The organism is Streptosporangium sp. NPDC051022 (assembly GCF_040683035.1).
Lineage (GTDB): Bacteria > Actinomycetota > Actinomycetes > Streptosporangiales > Streptosporangiaceae > Streptosporangium.
On sequence record NZ_JBFBCF010000004.1, the window covers coordinates 300,560 to 314,475 of the forward strand.

General features: G+C 71.2%; 17 protein-coding genes. 6 read left to right on the forward strand and 11 right to left on the reverse strand.

What is annotated here, in order from left to right; all coding sequences use genetic code 11:
* Positions 1-30: 30 nt before the first annotated feature.
* The 4 genes from AB0N02_RS10585 to AB0N02_RS10600 all read right to left on the reverse strand — a co-directional run bounded on the left by AB0N02_RS10585 (position 31) and on the right by AB0N02_RS10600 (position 3,036).
* Positions 31-663 (reverse strand): hypothetical protein, encoded by a 633-nt coding sequence (locus AB0N02_RS10585; RefSeq protein ID WP_363944704.1) that lies wholly within the window; start codon positions 661-663, stop codon positions 31-33.
* 36 nt (positions 664-699) lie between these two features.
* Positions 700-1,452, reverse strand: coding sequence for an HAD-IIA family hydrolase (locus AB0N02_RS10590; RefSeq protein ID WP_363944896.1), 753 nt, complete (start codon positions 1,450-1,452; stop codon positions 700-702).
* 194 nt (positions 1,453-1,646) lie between these two features.
* Positions 1,647-2,087 carry a nuclear transport factor 2 family protein gene (locus AB0N02_RS10595; RefSeq protein ID WP_363944706.1) on the reverse strand — a complete coding sequence of 147 codons (441 nt, stop codon included), beginning with the start codon at positions 2,085-2,087 and terminating at the stop codon, positions 1,647-1,649.
* A gap of 49 nt (positions 2,088-2,136) precedes the next feature.
* Positions 2,137-3,036 carry a TIGR03619 family F420-dependent LLM class oxidoreductase gene (locus tag AB0N02_RS10600; protein WP_363944708.1) on the reverse strand — a complete coding sequence of 300 codons (900 nt, stop codon included), beginning with the start codon at positions 3,034-3,036 and terminating at the stop codon, positions 2,137-2,139.
* Between the two features lie 56 nt (positions 3,037-3,092).
* Here AB0N02_RS10600 and AB0N02_RS10605 point away from each other — a divergent pair, with 56 nt between their 5' ends.
* The gene (locus tag AB0N02_RS10605; protein ID WP_363944709.1) at positions 3,093-4,013 is read left to right on the forward strand and encodes a phosphotransferase; all 921 of its coding nucleotides are present in this window, start codon (positions 3,093-3,095) and stop codon (positions 4,011-4,013) included.
* Between the two features lie 45 nt (positions 4,014-4,058).
* Positions 4,059-4,340 carry a zf-TFIIB domain-containing protein gene (locus AB0N02_RS10610; RefSeq protein WP_363944710.1) on the forward strand — a complete coding sequence of 94 codons (282 nt, stop codon included), beginning with the start codon at positions 4,059-4,061 and terminating at the stop codon, positions 4,338-4,340.
* Between the two features lie 124 nt (positions 4,341-4,464).
* On the opposite strand, the gene AB0N02_RS10615 is transcribed toward AB0N02_RS10610, so the two are convergent.
* The gene (locus tag AB0N02_RS10615) at positions 4,465-5,454 is read right to left on the reverse strand and encodes a hypothetical protein (protein WP_363944711.1); all 990 of its coding nucleotides are present in this window, start codon (positions 5,452-5,454) and stop codon (positions 4,465-4,467) included.
* 51 nt (positions 5,455-5,505) lie between these two features.
* Entirely contained in the window at positions 5,506-6,072 is a 567-nt protein-coding gene (locus tag AB0N02_RS10620) for a phosphatase PAP2 family protein (protein WP_363944712.1), read from the reverse strand.
* A 131-nt stretch (positions 6,073-6,203) separates the two neighbouring features.
* Between AB0N02_RS10620 and AB0N02_RS10625 the strand changes: the two genes are divergently transcribed.
* Genes AB0N02_RS10625 through AB0N02_RS10640 form a run of 4 tightly spaced genes read left to right on the forward strand, consistent with a single transcriptional unit; the run spans position 6,204 to position 10,891 of the window.
* The gene (locus AB0N02_RS10625) at positions 6,204-7,340 is read left to right on the forward strand and encodes a hypothetical protein (RefSeq protein ID WP_363944714.1); all 1,137 of its coding nucleotides are present in this window, start codon (positions 6,204-6,206) and stop codon (positions 7,338-7,340) included.
* A 1-nt stretch (position 7,341) separates the two neighbouring features.
* Positions 7,342-8,496: a toxic anion resistance protein gene (locus tag AB0N02_RS10630; RefSeq protein ID WP_363944716.1), complete on the forward strand. Its 1,155-nt coding sequence runs from the start codon at positions 7,342-7,344 to the stop codon at positions 8,494-8,496.
* Positions 8,493-10,121, forward strand: a complete 1,629-nt coding sequence (locus tag AB0N02_RS10635) for a VWA domain-containing protein (protein ID WP_363944718.1) — start codon at positions 8,493-8,495, stop codon at positions 10,119-10,121. Before AB0N02_RS10630 ends, AB0N02_RS10635 begins: the two co-directional genes overlap by 4 nt.
* Positions 10,118-10,891 (forward strand): hypothetical protein, encoded by a 774-nt coding sequence (locus AB0N02_RS10640; RefSeq protein WP_363944720.1) that lies wholly within the window; start codon positions 10,118-10,120, stop codon positions 10,889-10,891. The genes AB0N02_RS10635 and AB0N02_RS10640 overlap by 4 nt, the downstream gene beginning before the upstream one ends.
* Before the next feature lie 36 nt (positions 10,892-10,927).
* On the opposite strand, the gene AB0N02_RS10645 is transcribed toward AB0N02_RS10640, so the two are convergent.
* From AB0N02_RS10645 to AB0N02_RS10665, 5 genes are all read right to left on the reverse strand, one after another.
* Entirely contained in the window at positions 10,928-11,713 is a 786-nt protein-coding gene (locus AB0N02_RS10645; RefSeq protein ID WP_363944721.1) for a UDP-galactose-lipid carrier transferase, read from the reverse strand.
* A 171-nt stretch (positions 11,714-11,884) separates the two neighbouring features.
* Entirely contained in the window at positions 11,885-12,301 is a 417-nt protein-coding gene (locus AB0N02_RS10650) for a protease inhibitor I42 family protein (protein WP_363944897.1), read from the reverse strand.
* A 111-nt stretch (positions 12,302-12,412) separates the two neighbouring features.
* Positions 12,413-13,033 (reverse strand): ATP/GTP-binding protein, encoded by a 621-nt coding sequence (locus AB0N02_RS10655; RefSeq protein ID WP_363944723.1) that lies wholly within the window; start codon positions 13,031-13,033, stop codon positions 12,413-12,415.
* Positions 13,014-13,400: a DUF742 domain-containing protein gene (locus AB0N02_RS10660; RefSeq protein WP_363944725.1), complete on the reverse strand. Its 387-nt coding sequence runs from the start codon at positions 13,398-13,400 to the stop codon at positions 13,014-13,016. Before AB0N02_RS10660 ends, AB0N02_RS10655 begins: the two co-directional genes overlap by 20 nt.
* A complete protein-coding gene (locus AB0N02_RS10665; protein ID WP_363944727.1) occupies positions 13,397-13,825 on the reverse strand; it encodes a roadblock/LC7 domain-containing protein in 429 nt (142 codons plus the stop codon). Before AB0N02_RS10665 ends, AB0N02_RS10660 begins: the two co-directional genes overlap by 4 nt.
* Positions 13,826-13,916: the final 91 nt, after the last annotated feature.

Sequence of the window (13,916 nt, forward strand, 5' to 3'; positions counted from 1 at the left end):
TCCGGGCCGGGCGGAGGTCAGGTGCGGCGGTCAGGTGCGGCGGTCCTCCATCTCCCACAGGTGGTCGATCACGTGCCAGGCGATACGGCGGGCCGCGTAACGGGCGGGCCAGCCGCCCGCGACCACGGGGGCACCGCCGGAGGGCCGGGCCAGCACTCCGGCGATCTCCTCGCGCATGGCCGCCAGCCCCGCGGCGTCGCCGAACGGCCGGTGCCGGACGCCGATCTTGCGGGCGTAGGCGCGCTCCGCCTCGATCACGTGGGCGGTCATCTTGTCGCGGTCCCTGCCGCCGCCGCGCGGGCCCTTGCGCAGTTCCTCCGGTGAGCCCGCCACGGTCTCGTCGAACAGCCGCCACGCCGCCCCGATCAGCGCGACGGCCCGCTCCGCCTCCGCCGCCGGTACGGGCTCCCCGTCCAGTTCGGGGATCGCCTCGATCGCCCCGAAGTCGGTGGTCGTGCCCCCCTTGGCGCGCTCCACAACCACCGGGTCGCCGGGCTCGAACAGCAGCCCGGCCCGCTCGGCGACCACCCGGTAGCGCGGCGCGTAGCCGACGAGCGCGTCCAGCGCCTCCTCCTCCGACCTGCCGATACGGCACCAGCCCGGCCACTCCGCGGAGCAGGCGAAGACCTTCTTGGGGCCGATCTCCAGATAAACGCGTGTCATGCCCTGCACTCTCGCAGCGGCGGGTGACAGCCCCTGTCAGGTACCGTCGTCGATCAGATCGATCAGGTCGGCGACCGAGTCGGCCACCTGGGACGGGCGGAAGGGGTAGCGGTCGACCTGCTCCTTGGTCGTGACGCCGCTGAGCACCAGGATCGTGTGCAGCCCCGCCTCCATGCCGGAGACGATGTCGGTGTCCATCCGGTCGCCGATCATGGCGGTGGTCTCGCTGTGGCCCTCGATGGCCCGCAGCGCGCTGCGCATCATCATCGGGTTGGGCTTGCCGACGAAGTAGGGCTCCACACCGGTCGCCTTGGTGATCATCGCCGCGACCGCGCCGCAGGCGGGCAGCGAGCCCTCACCGGAGGGGCCGACCGGGTCGGGGTTGGTCGCGATGAAGCGGGCGCCCGCCTCGATCAGCCGGATGGCCCGGGTGATCTGGGTGAAGCTGTAGGTGCGCGTCTCGCCGAGCACCACGTAGTCGGGGTCGATGTCGGTCAGGACGTAACCGGCCTCGTGCAGTGCGGTGGTCAGCCCCGCCTCGCCGACCACGTACGCCGAGCCGCCGGGGCGCTGGCCGTCCAGGAACTTCGCCGTGGCCAGGGCCGAGGTCCAGATCGCCTCGGCGGGGATCTCGAGGCCGGCGGCGCGCAGCCGTACGGACAGGTCGCGCGGGGTGTAGATGGAGTTGTTGGTCAGGACGAGGAACCGTTTACCGGACTCGCGCAGGCGGCGGACGAACTCATCGGCACCGGGAACGGGATGTCCCTCGTGGACGAGGACCCCGTCCATGTCCGACAGCCAGCACTCGATCGGCTTGCGCTCTTTCACCGTTCCCCCGTGTTCCGGTCCGGCATATACGACAGACACGACAACAAGGATGACAGGTTCGGCAGCGGCCACATGCCGTCAGGCCCGCCCGGAGGCCTGGCCTGGCCCCGCCCGCCTGCGGGACCGGGGGACGCGCGCACGGTGAAGGCGGGCGGTCAGCGCGCCCGGTGCCCGGCCTGCCAGGCCCGCTCCTCGACGAGTTCTTCGCTGCGCCAGCCGTACGGCGTGCGGACCATGCGGTGGTGGTGCCACCCGCCGTACTGGACGAACCCGGCCGCACCGGCGGGAAGCGCGTCCCTGGACGGCGCGAGCGTGGCGGTGAACGAGGCCGTGACCACGGCCTCGTCCCCCACGAACCTGACGACCGTCGCGCCGATCAGGTGCTGCCGCCCCGGCCAGTGCGGCAGCGTCTCGGCCAGCCAGCGCCGCACCTCGTCGCGGGTGCCCCTGACGCCGCCCCCCGCGGTGTAGTCGATCATCGCGTCCGGGGTGAACACGAGGTCGAGTCGTGCCCAGTCTCCGGTGTCGACGGCGTAGGCGTACTTGGCGAGCAGGTCACCGATCTCCAACCGGTCCGCGATCTCTCGTTCCCTCATACCCCTATCCAACTAAACGCTTGGTCAAGGCGCGAGGGTGAACTCCAGGTCAAGGTGCGAGAGCCTCAAGCGCGGCCTCCGCCCTGCGCATCGACTCCCCGGGGTCGGCGTCCGGCGAACCGATCTGCGGATCGAAGTTGAGGTCGTGGAAGACGTCGGTGACGCCCTTGGCCTCCAGCCCGGCCACGTCCTGCCGGATCTCCTCGAACGAGCCGGTCAGCGGGACGCGCCCGGCCGCCCCCGCCGGGCGGATCTGGGTGACCCCGCGGGTGACGAAGCGCAGCGCCTCGGGATCGCGGCCCGCGGCCCGGGCCGCCTCCTTTACAATGTAGATTCTTTCGTCGACGCGGTCGAGGTCCTCTCGGCTGGAGCTGATCCAGCCGTCGGCCAGCCGCCCGGCGCGCCGCAGCGCCACCTCGGCGCTCCCGCCGAGCAGGATGGGCGGCTGCGTCGGCGGCTTGGGATCCTGGTGCACGGGCGGCAGCTCGTAGAACTCGCCCTTGTGCTCGACCGTCTCCTCCGACCAGAGCCGCCGCAGCACGTGGATGAACTCCTCGCCGCGCCGCCCCCGCCGTTCGAAGGACACCCCGGAGGCGGCGAACTCCTCCGGCATCCAGCCCAGCCCGAGCCCGACGTCGAGGCGGCCGCCGGAGACCGCCTGCAGGCTGGTCAGCTGCTTGGCCAGCATCGCCGGCGAGGCGAAGGGCATGTTGAGCACCGCGACGCCGAGCCGGACGCGGTCGGTCACCCCGGCCAGATAGGCGAGCGTCACCACCGGATCGTGCACGCTGCGGTAGACCGGCCCCATCGAGTGCCCCTGCGGGTACAGCAGGCGCTGGAACGTCCACACCTCGTGATAGCCGAGCTCCTCGGCCCTGCGGGCCACCCGCACCATGTTGCCCGGGGTCGCCCAGGAGCCTGAGACGGGCACCGCGAATCCGATCCTCATGACATGCACTTTATGTGCCCGCGCGACAGGGCCGCGATCAGTGGTTCACTTGCCGGATGAGCGACAGCGACGACCTGATCGACGAGCTCCGCCGCATCGCCGCCGGCTACGGCGCGGCCCCGGCGGAGGTGGTGCCCACCCGCCCCGACGTGGTCATCGTGCGGGCCGGGGAGGTCGTGGTCAAGGCACACGCCCCCGGCTCGGAGAAGGCGCCGCTGGCCGGGCGGATGCGGGCCGTCGGGCATCCGGCGCTGCGCGGGATCATGCTCGAACCCGTGACCGAGGAGGTCCGGGTCGTCGGCGACCGGCTGGTCACCGTGTGGCCCGCGGGGACCCCGGTGGACCACACCGCCCCGGACGCGGCTCCCTGGGAGGCCGCGGCGCGGTTGCTGGCCGGGCTGCACGCCGTGCCGGCGCGGACGCTGCCGCCGCTGCCCGAGGCCGGCGGGCCCGCGCGGGTGACGGCGATGGTCGCCCGCCTGAGGAGCGGCTCCGCCGCCGAGCGCGTCGTGCGCCGGGCCCTGGCCTGCCTGCCCATGCCCGTCCCGGGGGCGGGGGCGGGGGCGGACACCGGCCGCGGCTCCACGACCCACGGCGACTGGCACATGGGCCAGCTGGTCAGGATCCGGGGCGAGTGGATCCTCATCGACGTCGACGACCTGGGGATCGGCGATCCCGCCTGGGACCTGGCCAGGCCCGCCGCCTGGTTCGCGGCCGGGCTGCTGGCCCCCGACGTCTGGCACCGTTTCCTGGGGGCCTACCGCGCCGCGGGCGGATTCGCCGCCGGCGCGAACGGCGACCCGTGGGAGCGGCTGGACCTCCCCGCCCAGGCGATGACCGTGCAGCTCACCGCGGCGGCGGTGGCGAACGCCGAGCGGGAGGAACGGCCGCTGGATGACGTCGAACAGGTGCTTGTCGACACCTGTCAAAGGATTGTCCAGTTCCGAAGCGCCTGCCATAGTGTGCCCACGCAGTAGGTTGTGGTTACCTCAAACGCAACCCAGGACAAGGAGATCGGCCAGATGCAGTGCCCGAAGTGTCGGGGCAACATGCGCACCTATGAGCGCAACGGTGTCCACATCGACCAGTGCGACGGCTGTCGCGGCATCTTCCTGGACTACGGCGAGCTGGAGACGCTGACCCGGATGGAGAGCCAGTGGTCCCAGCAGCACCACGCCGCTCCCCCGCCGCCGCCTCCGCCGCCGCCGCCGATGCACCACGGGGCTCCCGCCTGGGGCGCGCCGCACCACGGCCACTACGGCCACCACCGCCGCAGCTGGGTCGGCATGCTGTTCTCCAGCTGATCCCTCTCGCCCGGCCCGATCGGGCCGGGGGACACCGGGACCGCGATCTCGCGACGGGGTCGCGGTCTTCGCGTTCCCGGCCTCCCCGGCGGGACCCGCCCGCGCTCCGCCCCCGGAGGGGGGCTCAGCGGGGGAAGTCGTTCGGCTTGAGGTGCTTGGGCCGTACGGTGCCGCCCGCGACCGCGTTGAGGGTGAGGGTCCAGTCGTTCCAGCGGATCTGCCTCGCGGTGTGGATCGTCTTGAACCGGATGGACTTGCCGAACTGCTCGAAGGAGCACGAGCGGGTGAAGCTGCGGTTCCTGGAGTCCCAGTCGACGCCGAGGGTGTAGAAGATCTCGTACTTCCCGTCCCGCACCCCGTGGATCTTGAACTTGGACTTCTTGCGGACGTAGACGGTGATCGCCTTCTTCTTGCCGCGCACCAGCACGACGACCGCGTCCCGGTTGTTGCCGTTCCTCAGTTCCAGGTAGGCCCGCCCCGGACGGCCCTCCGACTTGATGAAGGCGCCGTTGCGCAGGCGGCGGGACTTCTCCCCGCCGACCTTGACGGGGACGACGTCGGTCGGATAGTCGCCCTGCTCGGCCAGTGCGCCCGCGCTGTCACGCAGGGGGGTGATCTTCCCGATCTCCTCGACCCCCGTCAGGACGGCGGGGCCGGTGCACAGGTCCTGCACCCGCACGTCCTCCCGGGCGTCGGCCAGCGCGTCGGTGAGCCCCCTCAGGGTGCCGACGTAGTTTCCGTGCTGGGCCTTGACCGCGGTCGGCGGAACCAGGATCTCCAGCCCGGACAGCGCGTTCCTCATCGTGGCGACCGTCTGTTCGAGCCGTTCGTCGAGTCCCTTGCCGCCGGTCGCGTCCAGCTTCTTGAGCGCGTCCCGGATGGGGCCGCGCGCCCTGTCGAGCTCGGCCCGGTATGCCTCGGCCGTGAGCTCCATCGCGGTCGGGACACCGTTCGGGGTCGTGGCTCCGGGCGGCGCGCCCGTTCCCGTGCCGGCCCCCACCACGCCGCCCGCGGTGGGGCCGCCGACCACGGGGTCGCCGGAGCCGATGGAGGTGCAGGCGCTCAAGGCCATCATGGTGACCACGGCGCATGAGATCAGTCGGGGGGCAGTCACCTGCCCCACTATCGCCGCGTGATCACAGCCCGTCAAACATGAAAAAACCGATCAGTCCTCCCGTGGCGGGGTTCCGCCCTGTTCGAGACCAGGCCACAGCCGCCGGGTCAGCAGCCCGGTCGCCACGCCGATCCCGGCTCCCGCGAGCACGTCGCCCGGATAGTGAACACCGGTGTAGACGCGGGAGAAGCAGACCCCCGCCGCGAGCAGCCCGACGGGGAGGGTGACGACGAGGGGCGCCTCCATCGCCACCGCGGTGGCGAAGGCGGCCGCCGAGGCCGAGTGCCCGGACGGGAACGAGGTGGACGCGGGCGTCTTGATCAGCCTGACCAGCGGCAACCCCTCCGGAGACGGTCTCGACCGGCCGAAGATCTGCTTGCCGACCAGGTTCACCAGCGGGCTGACCAGGCCGATCGCCAGCAGCCCGCGGGTGGCCGCGCGGCGCAGCGGCCCGCGCCCGCTGACCGCGCACCCTCCGGCGATGCCGGCCCACAGCAGCGAGTTGTCCGCCACGCGCGACAGGGCGGGCAGGAACCGCTCAAGGCCCGGCAATCTCGCGTCCGCGACCGCCGCGAACACCCGCCGGTCCAGCGCGCTCAGCCAGGACCTCAGCCGCATGCGCCCCCCTCAAATGACGAACACGTGAACATGATCTTAATTTTGCCGTCTACTCCGACATCCGGCGCGCGTCCGTTTCACACCCTCCCAATAATTCCAACAAGAGGGGCTATCCATAGAAATGGGGTGGAATGAAACGGTCGATCGGCATCGTTCTCGCGCTGCTGCTCGGCGCCGCAGTCGTGGTGGCGGTCGTCCTGGGCAACCGGGGCGACGGCGGCGGAGGCGGCGGAGGCGGCGGAGGCGCACTGACCACGGTACGGGGCGTGATCGGCTCGGAGAAGAAACCCTTCTTCGACGATCCCCGGGTGCGCGCGGTGTTCGCGAAGCACGGACTGCGGGTCGAGGTGGACACCGCCGGATCCCGGCAGATCGCGACCGAGGTGAAACTCGACGACTACGCGTTCGCCTTTCCCTCCAGCCTTCCCGCCGCCGAAAAAATCAAGAAAGATCGGAAGGTCGCCACGACCTTCTCCCCCTTCTACTCCCCCATGGCGATCGCGACCTTCCAGCCGATCGCCGATCTGCTGACCAAGGCGGGCCTGGTGCGCGACTCGGGCCAGGGTCACCAGGTGTTCGACGTCGCCAAGTACCTGGACCTGGTCGCCAAGGGCACCCGCTGGGACAAGCTTCCCGGCAACACCGCCTATCCGGCGCGCAAGCGGGTGCTGCTGACCACCACCGACGTCAGGACCTCCAACTCCGCGGCCATGTACCTGGCGATCACCAGCTACGTCGCCAACGGCGACGACGTGGTCAAGACCTCGGCCCAGGTCTCCAAGGCCGCCGGGGCGGTGGCGCCGATCTTCCTCGACCAGGGTTACTCGCAGTCGTCCTCCGAGGCCCCCTTCGACGACTACCTGGTCATGGGGTCGGGCAAGACGCCGATGGTCATGATCTACGAGGCCCAGTACCTGTCCCACGTCTTCGCGGGCGACGGCTCGATCCGGCCCGAGATGCGACTGCTCTACCCCTCGCCGACCGTGCTGAGCAGCCACACCCTGGTGCCCTTCACGCCGAAGGCCGCCGAGGTCGGGCGCCTGCTGACCGAGGACCCCGAGCTCAGGGGCCTCGCCGCGCGGTACGGCTTCCGCACCGCCGATCCCAAGGCCTTCGCCGACCTGGTCGCCCGGTACAAGGCCCCGGCGGCGCGCGACCTGGTGGACGTGGTCGAGCCCCCGACGTACGAGCACCTGGAGGGGCTCATCACGAACATCGATCGGCTGTACGCGAGCGGCGCCGTGCCGCAGACCGAAGGAGGGCCCTGACGTGGCCGAGAGCGAACTGACCCTCACCCCGCCCGCACCGGTGGCGGCCGTGCCGGCCGAGAAGGCGGCCACCATGCTGCCGCTGCCGGACGGGCGCGAGAGCGAACTCTCCGCCAAGGCCCAGCAGTTCGCCGCCGAACTGGCCACGCTGGACCACCGGGCGCCGGACTTCACGCGCAAGGTGCACGACATCTCCTCGATGGGCGACACCGAGATCCGCTCCGCCTCCCAGGTGGCCAACCGGATGCTCAAGCGCCCGGTGGCCGCCCTCGCCGCGGCCAAGGGCGAGGGGGCCGACGCCCAGGTGCGGGTGGCCGGCCAACTGGTCGCGCTGCGCCGTACGGTGGTCGACCTCGACCCCAAGCAGGCGGCGAGCGGCACGCGCAAACTGCTCGGGCTCATCCCGTTCGGAGACCGGCTCCGCGACTACTTCGCCAAGTACCAGTCCGCCCAGAAGCACCTCGACGACATCATCAAGGCGCTGAAGTCGGGCCAGGACGAGCTGATGAAGGACAACGCCGCGATCGAGGGCGAGAAGGCCAACCTGTGGGAGGCGATGCTCCGCCTGCAGGAGTACGCCGTGATGGCCGCGGCGCTCGACGCCGCGATCGAGGACCGCATCCTCGCCCTCGACGCCGCCGATCCCGACAGGGCCACCGCGCTGCGCTCCGACGCCCTGTTCGCCGTACGGCAGAAGCACCAGGACATCCTCACCCAGCTCGCGGTCTCCGTGCAGGGCTACCTGGCCCTCGACCTGGTCCGCAAGAACAACCAGGAGCTGATCAAGGGCGTGGACCGCGCCACGACCACGACGATCGCCGCGCTGCGCACCGCGGTGACGGTGGCCCAGGCGCTGGCCAACCAGAAGCTGGTGCTCGACCAGATCACCGCGCTCAACGCGACGACCAGCGACCTGATCCTGGCCACCAGCGAGATGCTGCGCACCCAGGCCGGGGCGATCCAGAACCAGGCGGCCTCGACCACCGTCGACATGGACGTACTGCGCAAGGCCTTCGACAACGTCTACTCCACCATGGACATGATCGACAGCTTCAGGTCGCAGGCCGTGGAGAGCATGGCCGTCACCGTGGAGAGCCTGAGCACGGAGCTGACGCACGCCAAGACCTACCTGGAGCGCGCGGAGGCCGGTTCGTGAGCGGATCCCGGCCCTTCTCCCTCCTCTCCCGCCTCCTGCCGCCGTCGCCGCGCCGGGCGGGCGGCCCGGCCGTACGGCGGACGGCGGTGGCGCTGGCACTGCTCGCGCTGCCCGCCCTGACCGCGCTGACGGCCTGTTCCTCCGACGACGTCCCTGCCGACGGCCCCGACGTGCTGCGGGTGCTGGCCGGAAGCGAGGTCAAGGACATGGAGCCGATGCTCCGGGAGTCCGGGGTGAAGGTGAAGATCTCCTACACCGGCACCCTGGACGGCGCCGAGCAGGTGGCCTCCGGCCGCGCGGCCGCCTCCTACGACGCGATCTGGTTCTCCTCCAACCGCTACCTGGCGCTGATCGACGGCGCGACGGCCCGGCTGTCCACCGAGACCAAGATCATGTCTTCCCCCGTACTGCTCGGCCTCAAGACCGCCAAGGCGAGAGAGCTCGGCTGGGAGGGCCGGCCGGTCACCTGGGAGCAGATCGCGACCGCCGCCCGCGAGGGCCGTTTCACCTTCGGCATGACCAACCCCGCCTCCTCGAACTCGGGCTTCTCCGCGCTGGTCGGGGTGGCCGCCGCGCTGTCGGACGCCGACGGGGCGCTGAGCGCCCAGCAGGTCACCGCGGTCACGCCCAAGCTGAAGGAGTTCTTCTCCGCCCAGCGGCTGACCTCGGGCTCCTCGGGCTGGCTGGCCGACGCCTACACCCGGGAGGGGAAGGTGGACGGCATCGTGAACTACGAGTCGGTGCTGCTCGGCCTGAAGGGGATGTCCCTGATCTATCCCGGCGACGGCGTGGTCACCGCCGACTACCCGCTGACCCTGCTCGCCTCGGCCACGCCGGAGAAGAAGGAGCTGTACGCCAAGCTGACCGCCTGGCTGCGGACCCCCGAGAGACAGCGCGAGATCATGTCCGTCACCCACCGGCGGCCGATCGTCCCCGGGGTGAGGCCGGGTCCGGAGTTCGGCACGGCCCCGCTGCTGGAGCTGCCCTTCCCCAACCGCAGGAGCGTCGCCGACGGGCTGATCACCGCCTACCTCGACGAGGTGCGCGTCCCCTCGCAGGCGCTGTTCGTGCTGGACACCTCGGGATCGATGGGCGGCGACAGGATCGAGTCGCTGCGCCAGGCGCTGACCGCCCTCACCGGCGCCGACACCTCCGCCTCCGGCACGTTCTCCCGGTTCCGCAACAGGGAGAACGTGGTCATGATCCCGTTCAACGACACGGCCGGCTCGCCCCGCTCGTTCACGCTTCCCGAGCGGGATCCGCAGCCGGTCCTGACGGAGATCAAGTCCTACGCGGACGGCCTCCAGGCGAGCGGCGGAACGGCGATCTTCGACGGGCTGCGCACCGCCTACGAGCAGGCCGCGACGTCCGGGCAGGGCCACTACACCTCGGTCGTGCTGATGACCGACGGCGAGAACACCAACGGCAGCTCCTACTCCGACTTCGAGACGTTCTACGGGGCGCTGCCCGAGGCGCAGCGGCAGATCAGGACGTTCGTCGTGCTGTTCGGCGACAGCGACGTCGACGAGATGAAGAGGATAGCCACGCTGACCGGGGGCGCCGTCTTCGACGCCCGCAGCGGGTCGCTGGCCTCGGCGTTCAAGGAGATCCGTGGCTACCAGTGAGCACCGCGCGTCCCGTCCCGCGCGCCCCGCGCGCGCCGGGACGCGGCCCGGCGGCGGACACCGCGGCGAGCACTGCGGCGGACACCGCGGCGGACACTGCGGCGGACACCGCGACGAGCACTGCGGCTTGTTCGGCGACGGGCGCGGTCATGTCGGCTGAGCGGGTGCTGAGATATCTCGGCTCCACCAGGAACATCGTCGGCTGCGTCCTGGCCCTGGCCGGCTTCGGGGCGCACTTCCTCGGCCTGGCGGGCATGTTCTGGCCGGTGGTCGTCGTCGGCCTGTACGGCGTCGGCGCGCTGCTGACCCCGCCCGACCGGGTCCGGCTGGCCGTCTCCCACGCCGAGGTCGAGACCGCCCGGCTGCGGACGGACCTCGAGGCGCTGCTGCGGAAGGTGGACGGCTCGCAGCGCTTCCCCGAGGACGTGCGGGCCAAGGTGGGCGGCCTGGCCGACGTCCTCGACGGTGTCCTGGACCGGGCGGAGGTGCTGACCACCTCCCCCGACCACCTGTACATCGTCTCCCAGACGATCCGCGACTACCTTCCCTCCAGCCTGGAGGCCTACGCCAACCTGCCCCGCTCCTACGCCCTCAACCGCCGTTCCGAGCGCGAACGCAGCGCCCACGACGAGTTGCTGGCCCAGCTCGACCTGCTGGACGCCAAGCTGCGCGAGGTGGCCGAGGCCGTGCACAGGGGCGACGAACAGGCCCTGCGCGACCAGGGCCGCTTCCTCAGGGACCGCTTCGGCGGCTCCGGCCTGGACCTGTGAACCCGGCCCCCCGGCCTCCCGGCCCGGTGAACGCGCTCAGTGGGAGGCCAGGGCCGGGTCGGGCCCGAGGCCGCTCAGGTCGTGTCCCTGGGCGAGCAGCCCCGCCTCCACCGCGGCGCACACCGTCTCCACGACCGTGACGCGGGCGGAGCGCTTGTCGTCTCCCGCGACGATGTGCCAGGGCGCGCCCGGCCGGTCGGTGCGGGCGAGCATCTCCTCGACGGCGGCCTCGTACTGCGGGCGCTTGTCGCGGTTGCGCCAGTCCTCGTCGGTGAGCTTCCAGCCCCGCAGCGGGTCACCCGCCCGGTCCTCGAAGCGCCGCAGCTGCTCCCCCTCGGAGACGTGCATCCAGAACTTGACCATGATCATGCCCTCGGCGACCAGGGTCCGTTCGAACTCCACGATCTCCTCGTAGGCCCGGGACCACTGCTCCTCGGTGGCGAACCCCTCGACGCGCTCGACCAGCACCCGTCCGTACCAGGAACGGTCGAGGACGGTCATCCCGCCCCAGCCCGGCAGTACCGGCCAGAAGCGCCACAGGAAGTGGTGCCGTTTCTCGTCGTAGGTCGGCGCGGCGAACTGGGCGACCCGCACGTGCCTGGGGTCGAGCGGGCGCACCAGCCTCTTGATGGCCCCTCCCTTTCCGGAGGCGTCCCATCCCTCGAACACCACGCACAGCGGCGGCCCTATGCGCCGCTCACCGATCTGCCCGCCCAGCAGGAGCCGCAGGCGCAGCAGACGCTCCAGCGCGGCGTCGAGCCGCCCGGTGGCCTCCTGCTTGGACAACTTCTGCGACAGATCGACCTCAGACAAGCGATTCATGCCCCCCAGCCTCGCATCCCCGCGGACGGAGCGGCCACCCGCCGGAACCCGCGGCCGCGAGGATTCGCCTGTCCGAGGCCGAACCGGACCGGGCCGAACCGGGCCGGGGTGAGCCGGAGTGGGCCGGAGCGGGGTGGATCGATCCGAGCGGACCGCGCCGGCCGACGCGGGTCAGGAGACGGTGATCTGGAAGATCGCATCCCCCGAACCGGGCGCGCCCGTCTCACCCGACGGGGCCTTCCCGTCCTGGCAGCGTCTGCAGTCGGAGAGGGTGACGGTGGCCGTGCCGGGATATTTGGCGTTGAAGACGAAGTACCGCGTCCCGCTCGCGCCCTCGCCCTCCTGGTGCTCCTCGCTGATGAACGAGGCCACCTTGACGTCCGGCAGGGCCGCCAGCCGCCACTCGTCCCCCGCCGAGGCGTTGTCCTCCACGGCGAGCGAGAAGCGCTTGCCCGGGGAGAGGCGCACGTCGACGGTCTTGCCGACGCCTCCGTGCACGACCACGCCGAAGTCGTAGACGGCTCTTCCGGCACCACATCCCGTGACCAGCGCGACCAGCAGCAGCGCGACACCCCACGTTCGGTACATCACGCAGGCCAGAGTAGCGAGCACGCCCCGCGGTTCCTCGGGGGGCCACGCCAGGCGGCACACGGCCGTGCCTGTACCCGTGCCCGTCCCGTCCGCCTCCGGCGGGCCTGCTCAGCGGGGCGAGCCGTCCCCGGCGGGCGCCTTCGCGCCCAGGCGCATCCTCATCGCGTGCTCGACCAGCGCGATCAGCACCTTCTTGCCCGACTCCCGCTGCCGGGCGTCGCACAGCACGATCGGGACCTCGGGGTGGAGGGTCAGGCCGAGCCGTACCTCGTCGAGGCCGTAGAGGCGGGCTCCGTCGAAGCAGTTGACCGCGACGACGAAGGGCGTCTGGCGCCGCTCGAAGTAGTCCAGGGACGGAAAGCAGTCGGCGAGCCTGCGGGTGTCGGCGATGACGACCGCGCCCAGGGCGCCCAGGGCCAGCTCGTCCCACAGGAACCAGAAGCGCTCCTGTCCCGGTGTCCCGAAGAGGTAGAGGCGGTAGGCCTCGCCGATGGTGATGCGGCCGAAGTCCATCGCGACCGTGGTGGTCTGCTTGGCCTCGACCCCGGACAGGTCGTCGACCCCGACGCCCCTGTCGGTGAGGGTCTCCTCGGTGCTCAGCGGCTGGATCTCGGAGACCGCGCCGACCAGCGTCGTCTTGCCGGCGCCGAAGCCGCCCGCCACCAGGATCTTGATCGCCTTGGGCAGCCTGACGCGTCCGGCGTCGCGGCTAGAGCGCACGGAGTCCATCGAGCACCGCCCTGTACAGCCTCTCGTCGTGCATGTCAGTCTCCGTCTGAGGCTCTTGCAGGGCGATGAACCCCTGGTCGAGCAGGTCGCTGAGCAGGACACGGACGGTGCCTGCCGGAAGGTTGGTGTACGCGGCGATCTCCGCGACCGACTGCGGCTGCTGGCAGAGCCTCACGATGGACAGGCACTCGGGATCGAGCCCGGACTCCCTCCCCGGGGTGGAACGGACGCTCACCGCCAGCGTGATGAGGTCGAATCTGCCACGCGTCGGCTCGGTCCTGCCGCGCGTCAGGACGTAGGGCCGTACGATCGGCCCGGCCTCCTCACCCACCCACTGCGTGTCGGATCGCTCGTCGAAGGGGGTCATCGCGGGACTTCGTCCTTGGCGGACTCCGTGTTCCTGGCGGGCGAGATGAGGTACTGGCCGACCCGGGTGACGAGCATGGCCATCTCGTAGGCCACGAGACCGACGTCGGCCTCGTTCGTGCAGAGCACCGCCAGGCAGGCGCCCTGCCCGGCCGCGGTCACGATCAGATAGGCCGAGCGCATCTCGATGATGGTCTGGCGCACCGCGCCGCCGTTGACGCGCTCGCTGACCCCCTTGCCGAGGCTCTGGATCGCCGATCCGACGGCCGCCAGGTGCTCGGCGTCGGAGCGGTCGAACTCCGCCGAGGTCGCCAGCAGCAGACCGTCGGTGGAGAAGACGATCCCGTGCTCGGCCTCCCCCACGCGGGCCACCAGGTCGTCCAGCAGCCACGCCAGGTCGGTGAAAGATCCTGTTCCCTGCACCACTCGTTGTCCCTCTTTCTGCCGCGGGGTGTTCGGTCCTGGGCTTCTGGCGGCTCGTCCGCGCCGGGGCCGGAGCGCGCGAATCGAGATCGTC

Excerpts from the sequence above, each read along its gene's own strand:
- AB0N02_RS10585 (WP_363944704.1), bottom strand. The coding sequence starts at position 663 with ATGACACGCGTTTATCTGGAGATCGGCCCCAAGAAGGTCTTCGCCTGC.
- AB0N02_RS10590 (WP_363944896.1), bottom strand. The coding sequence starts at position 1,452 with ATGGACGGGGTCCTCGTCCACGAGGGACATCCCGTTCCCGGTGCCGAT.
- AB0N02_RS10595 (WP_363944706.1), bottom strand. The coding sequence starts at position 2,087 with ATGAGGGAACGAGAGATCGCGGACCGGTTGGAGATCGGTGACCTGCTC.
- AB0N02_RS10600 (WP_363944708.1), bottom strand. The coding sequence starts at position 3,036 with ATGAGGATCGGATTCGCGGTGCCCGTCTCAGGCTCCTGGGCGACCCCG.
- AB0N02_RS10605 (WP_363944709.1), top strand. The coding sequence starts at position 3,093 with ATGAGCGACAGCGACGACCTGATCGACGAGCTCCGCCGCATCGCCGCC.
- AB0N02_RS10610 (WP_363944710.1), top strand. The coding sequence starts at position 4,059 with ATGCAGTGCCCGAAGTGTCGGGGCAACATGCGCACCTATGAGCGCAAC.
- AB0N02_RS10620 (WP_363944712.1), bottom strand. The coding sequence starts at position 6,072 with ATGCGGCTGAGGTCCTGGCTGAGCGCGCTGGACCGGCGGGTGTTCGCG.
- AB0N02_RS10625 (WP_363944714.1), top strand. The coding sequence starts at position 6,204 with ATGAAACGGTCGATCGGCATCGTTCTCGCGCTGCTGCTCGGCGCCGCA.
- AB0N02_RS10645 (WP_363944721.1), bottom strand. The coding sequence starts at position 11,713 with ATGAATCGCTTGTCTGAGGTCGATCTGTCGCAGAAGTTGTCCAAGCAG.
- AB0N02_RS10650 (WP_363944897.1), bottom strand. The coding sequence starts at position 12,301 with ATGTACCGAACGTGGGGTGTCGCGCTGCTGCTGGTCGCGCTGGTCACG.
- AB0N02_RS10655 (WP_363944723.1), bottom strand. The coding sequence starts at position 13,033 with ATGGACTCCGTGCGCTCTAGCCGCGACGCCGGACGCGTCAGGCTGCCC.
- AB0N02_RS10660 (WP_363944725.1), bottom strand. The coding sequence starts at position 13,400 with ATGACCCCCTTCGACGAGCGATCCGACACGCAGTGGGTGGGTGAGGAG.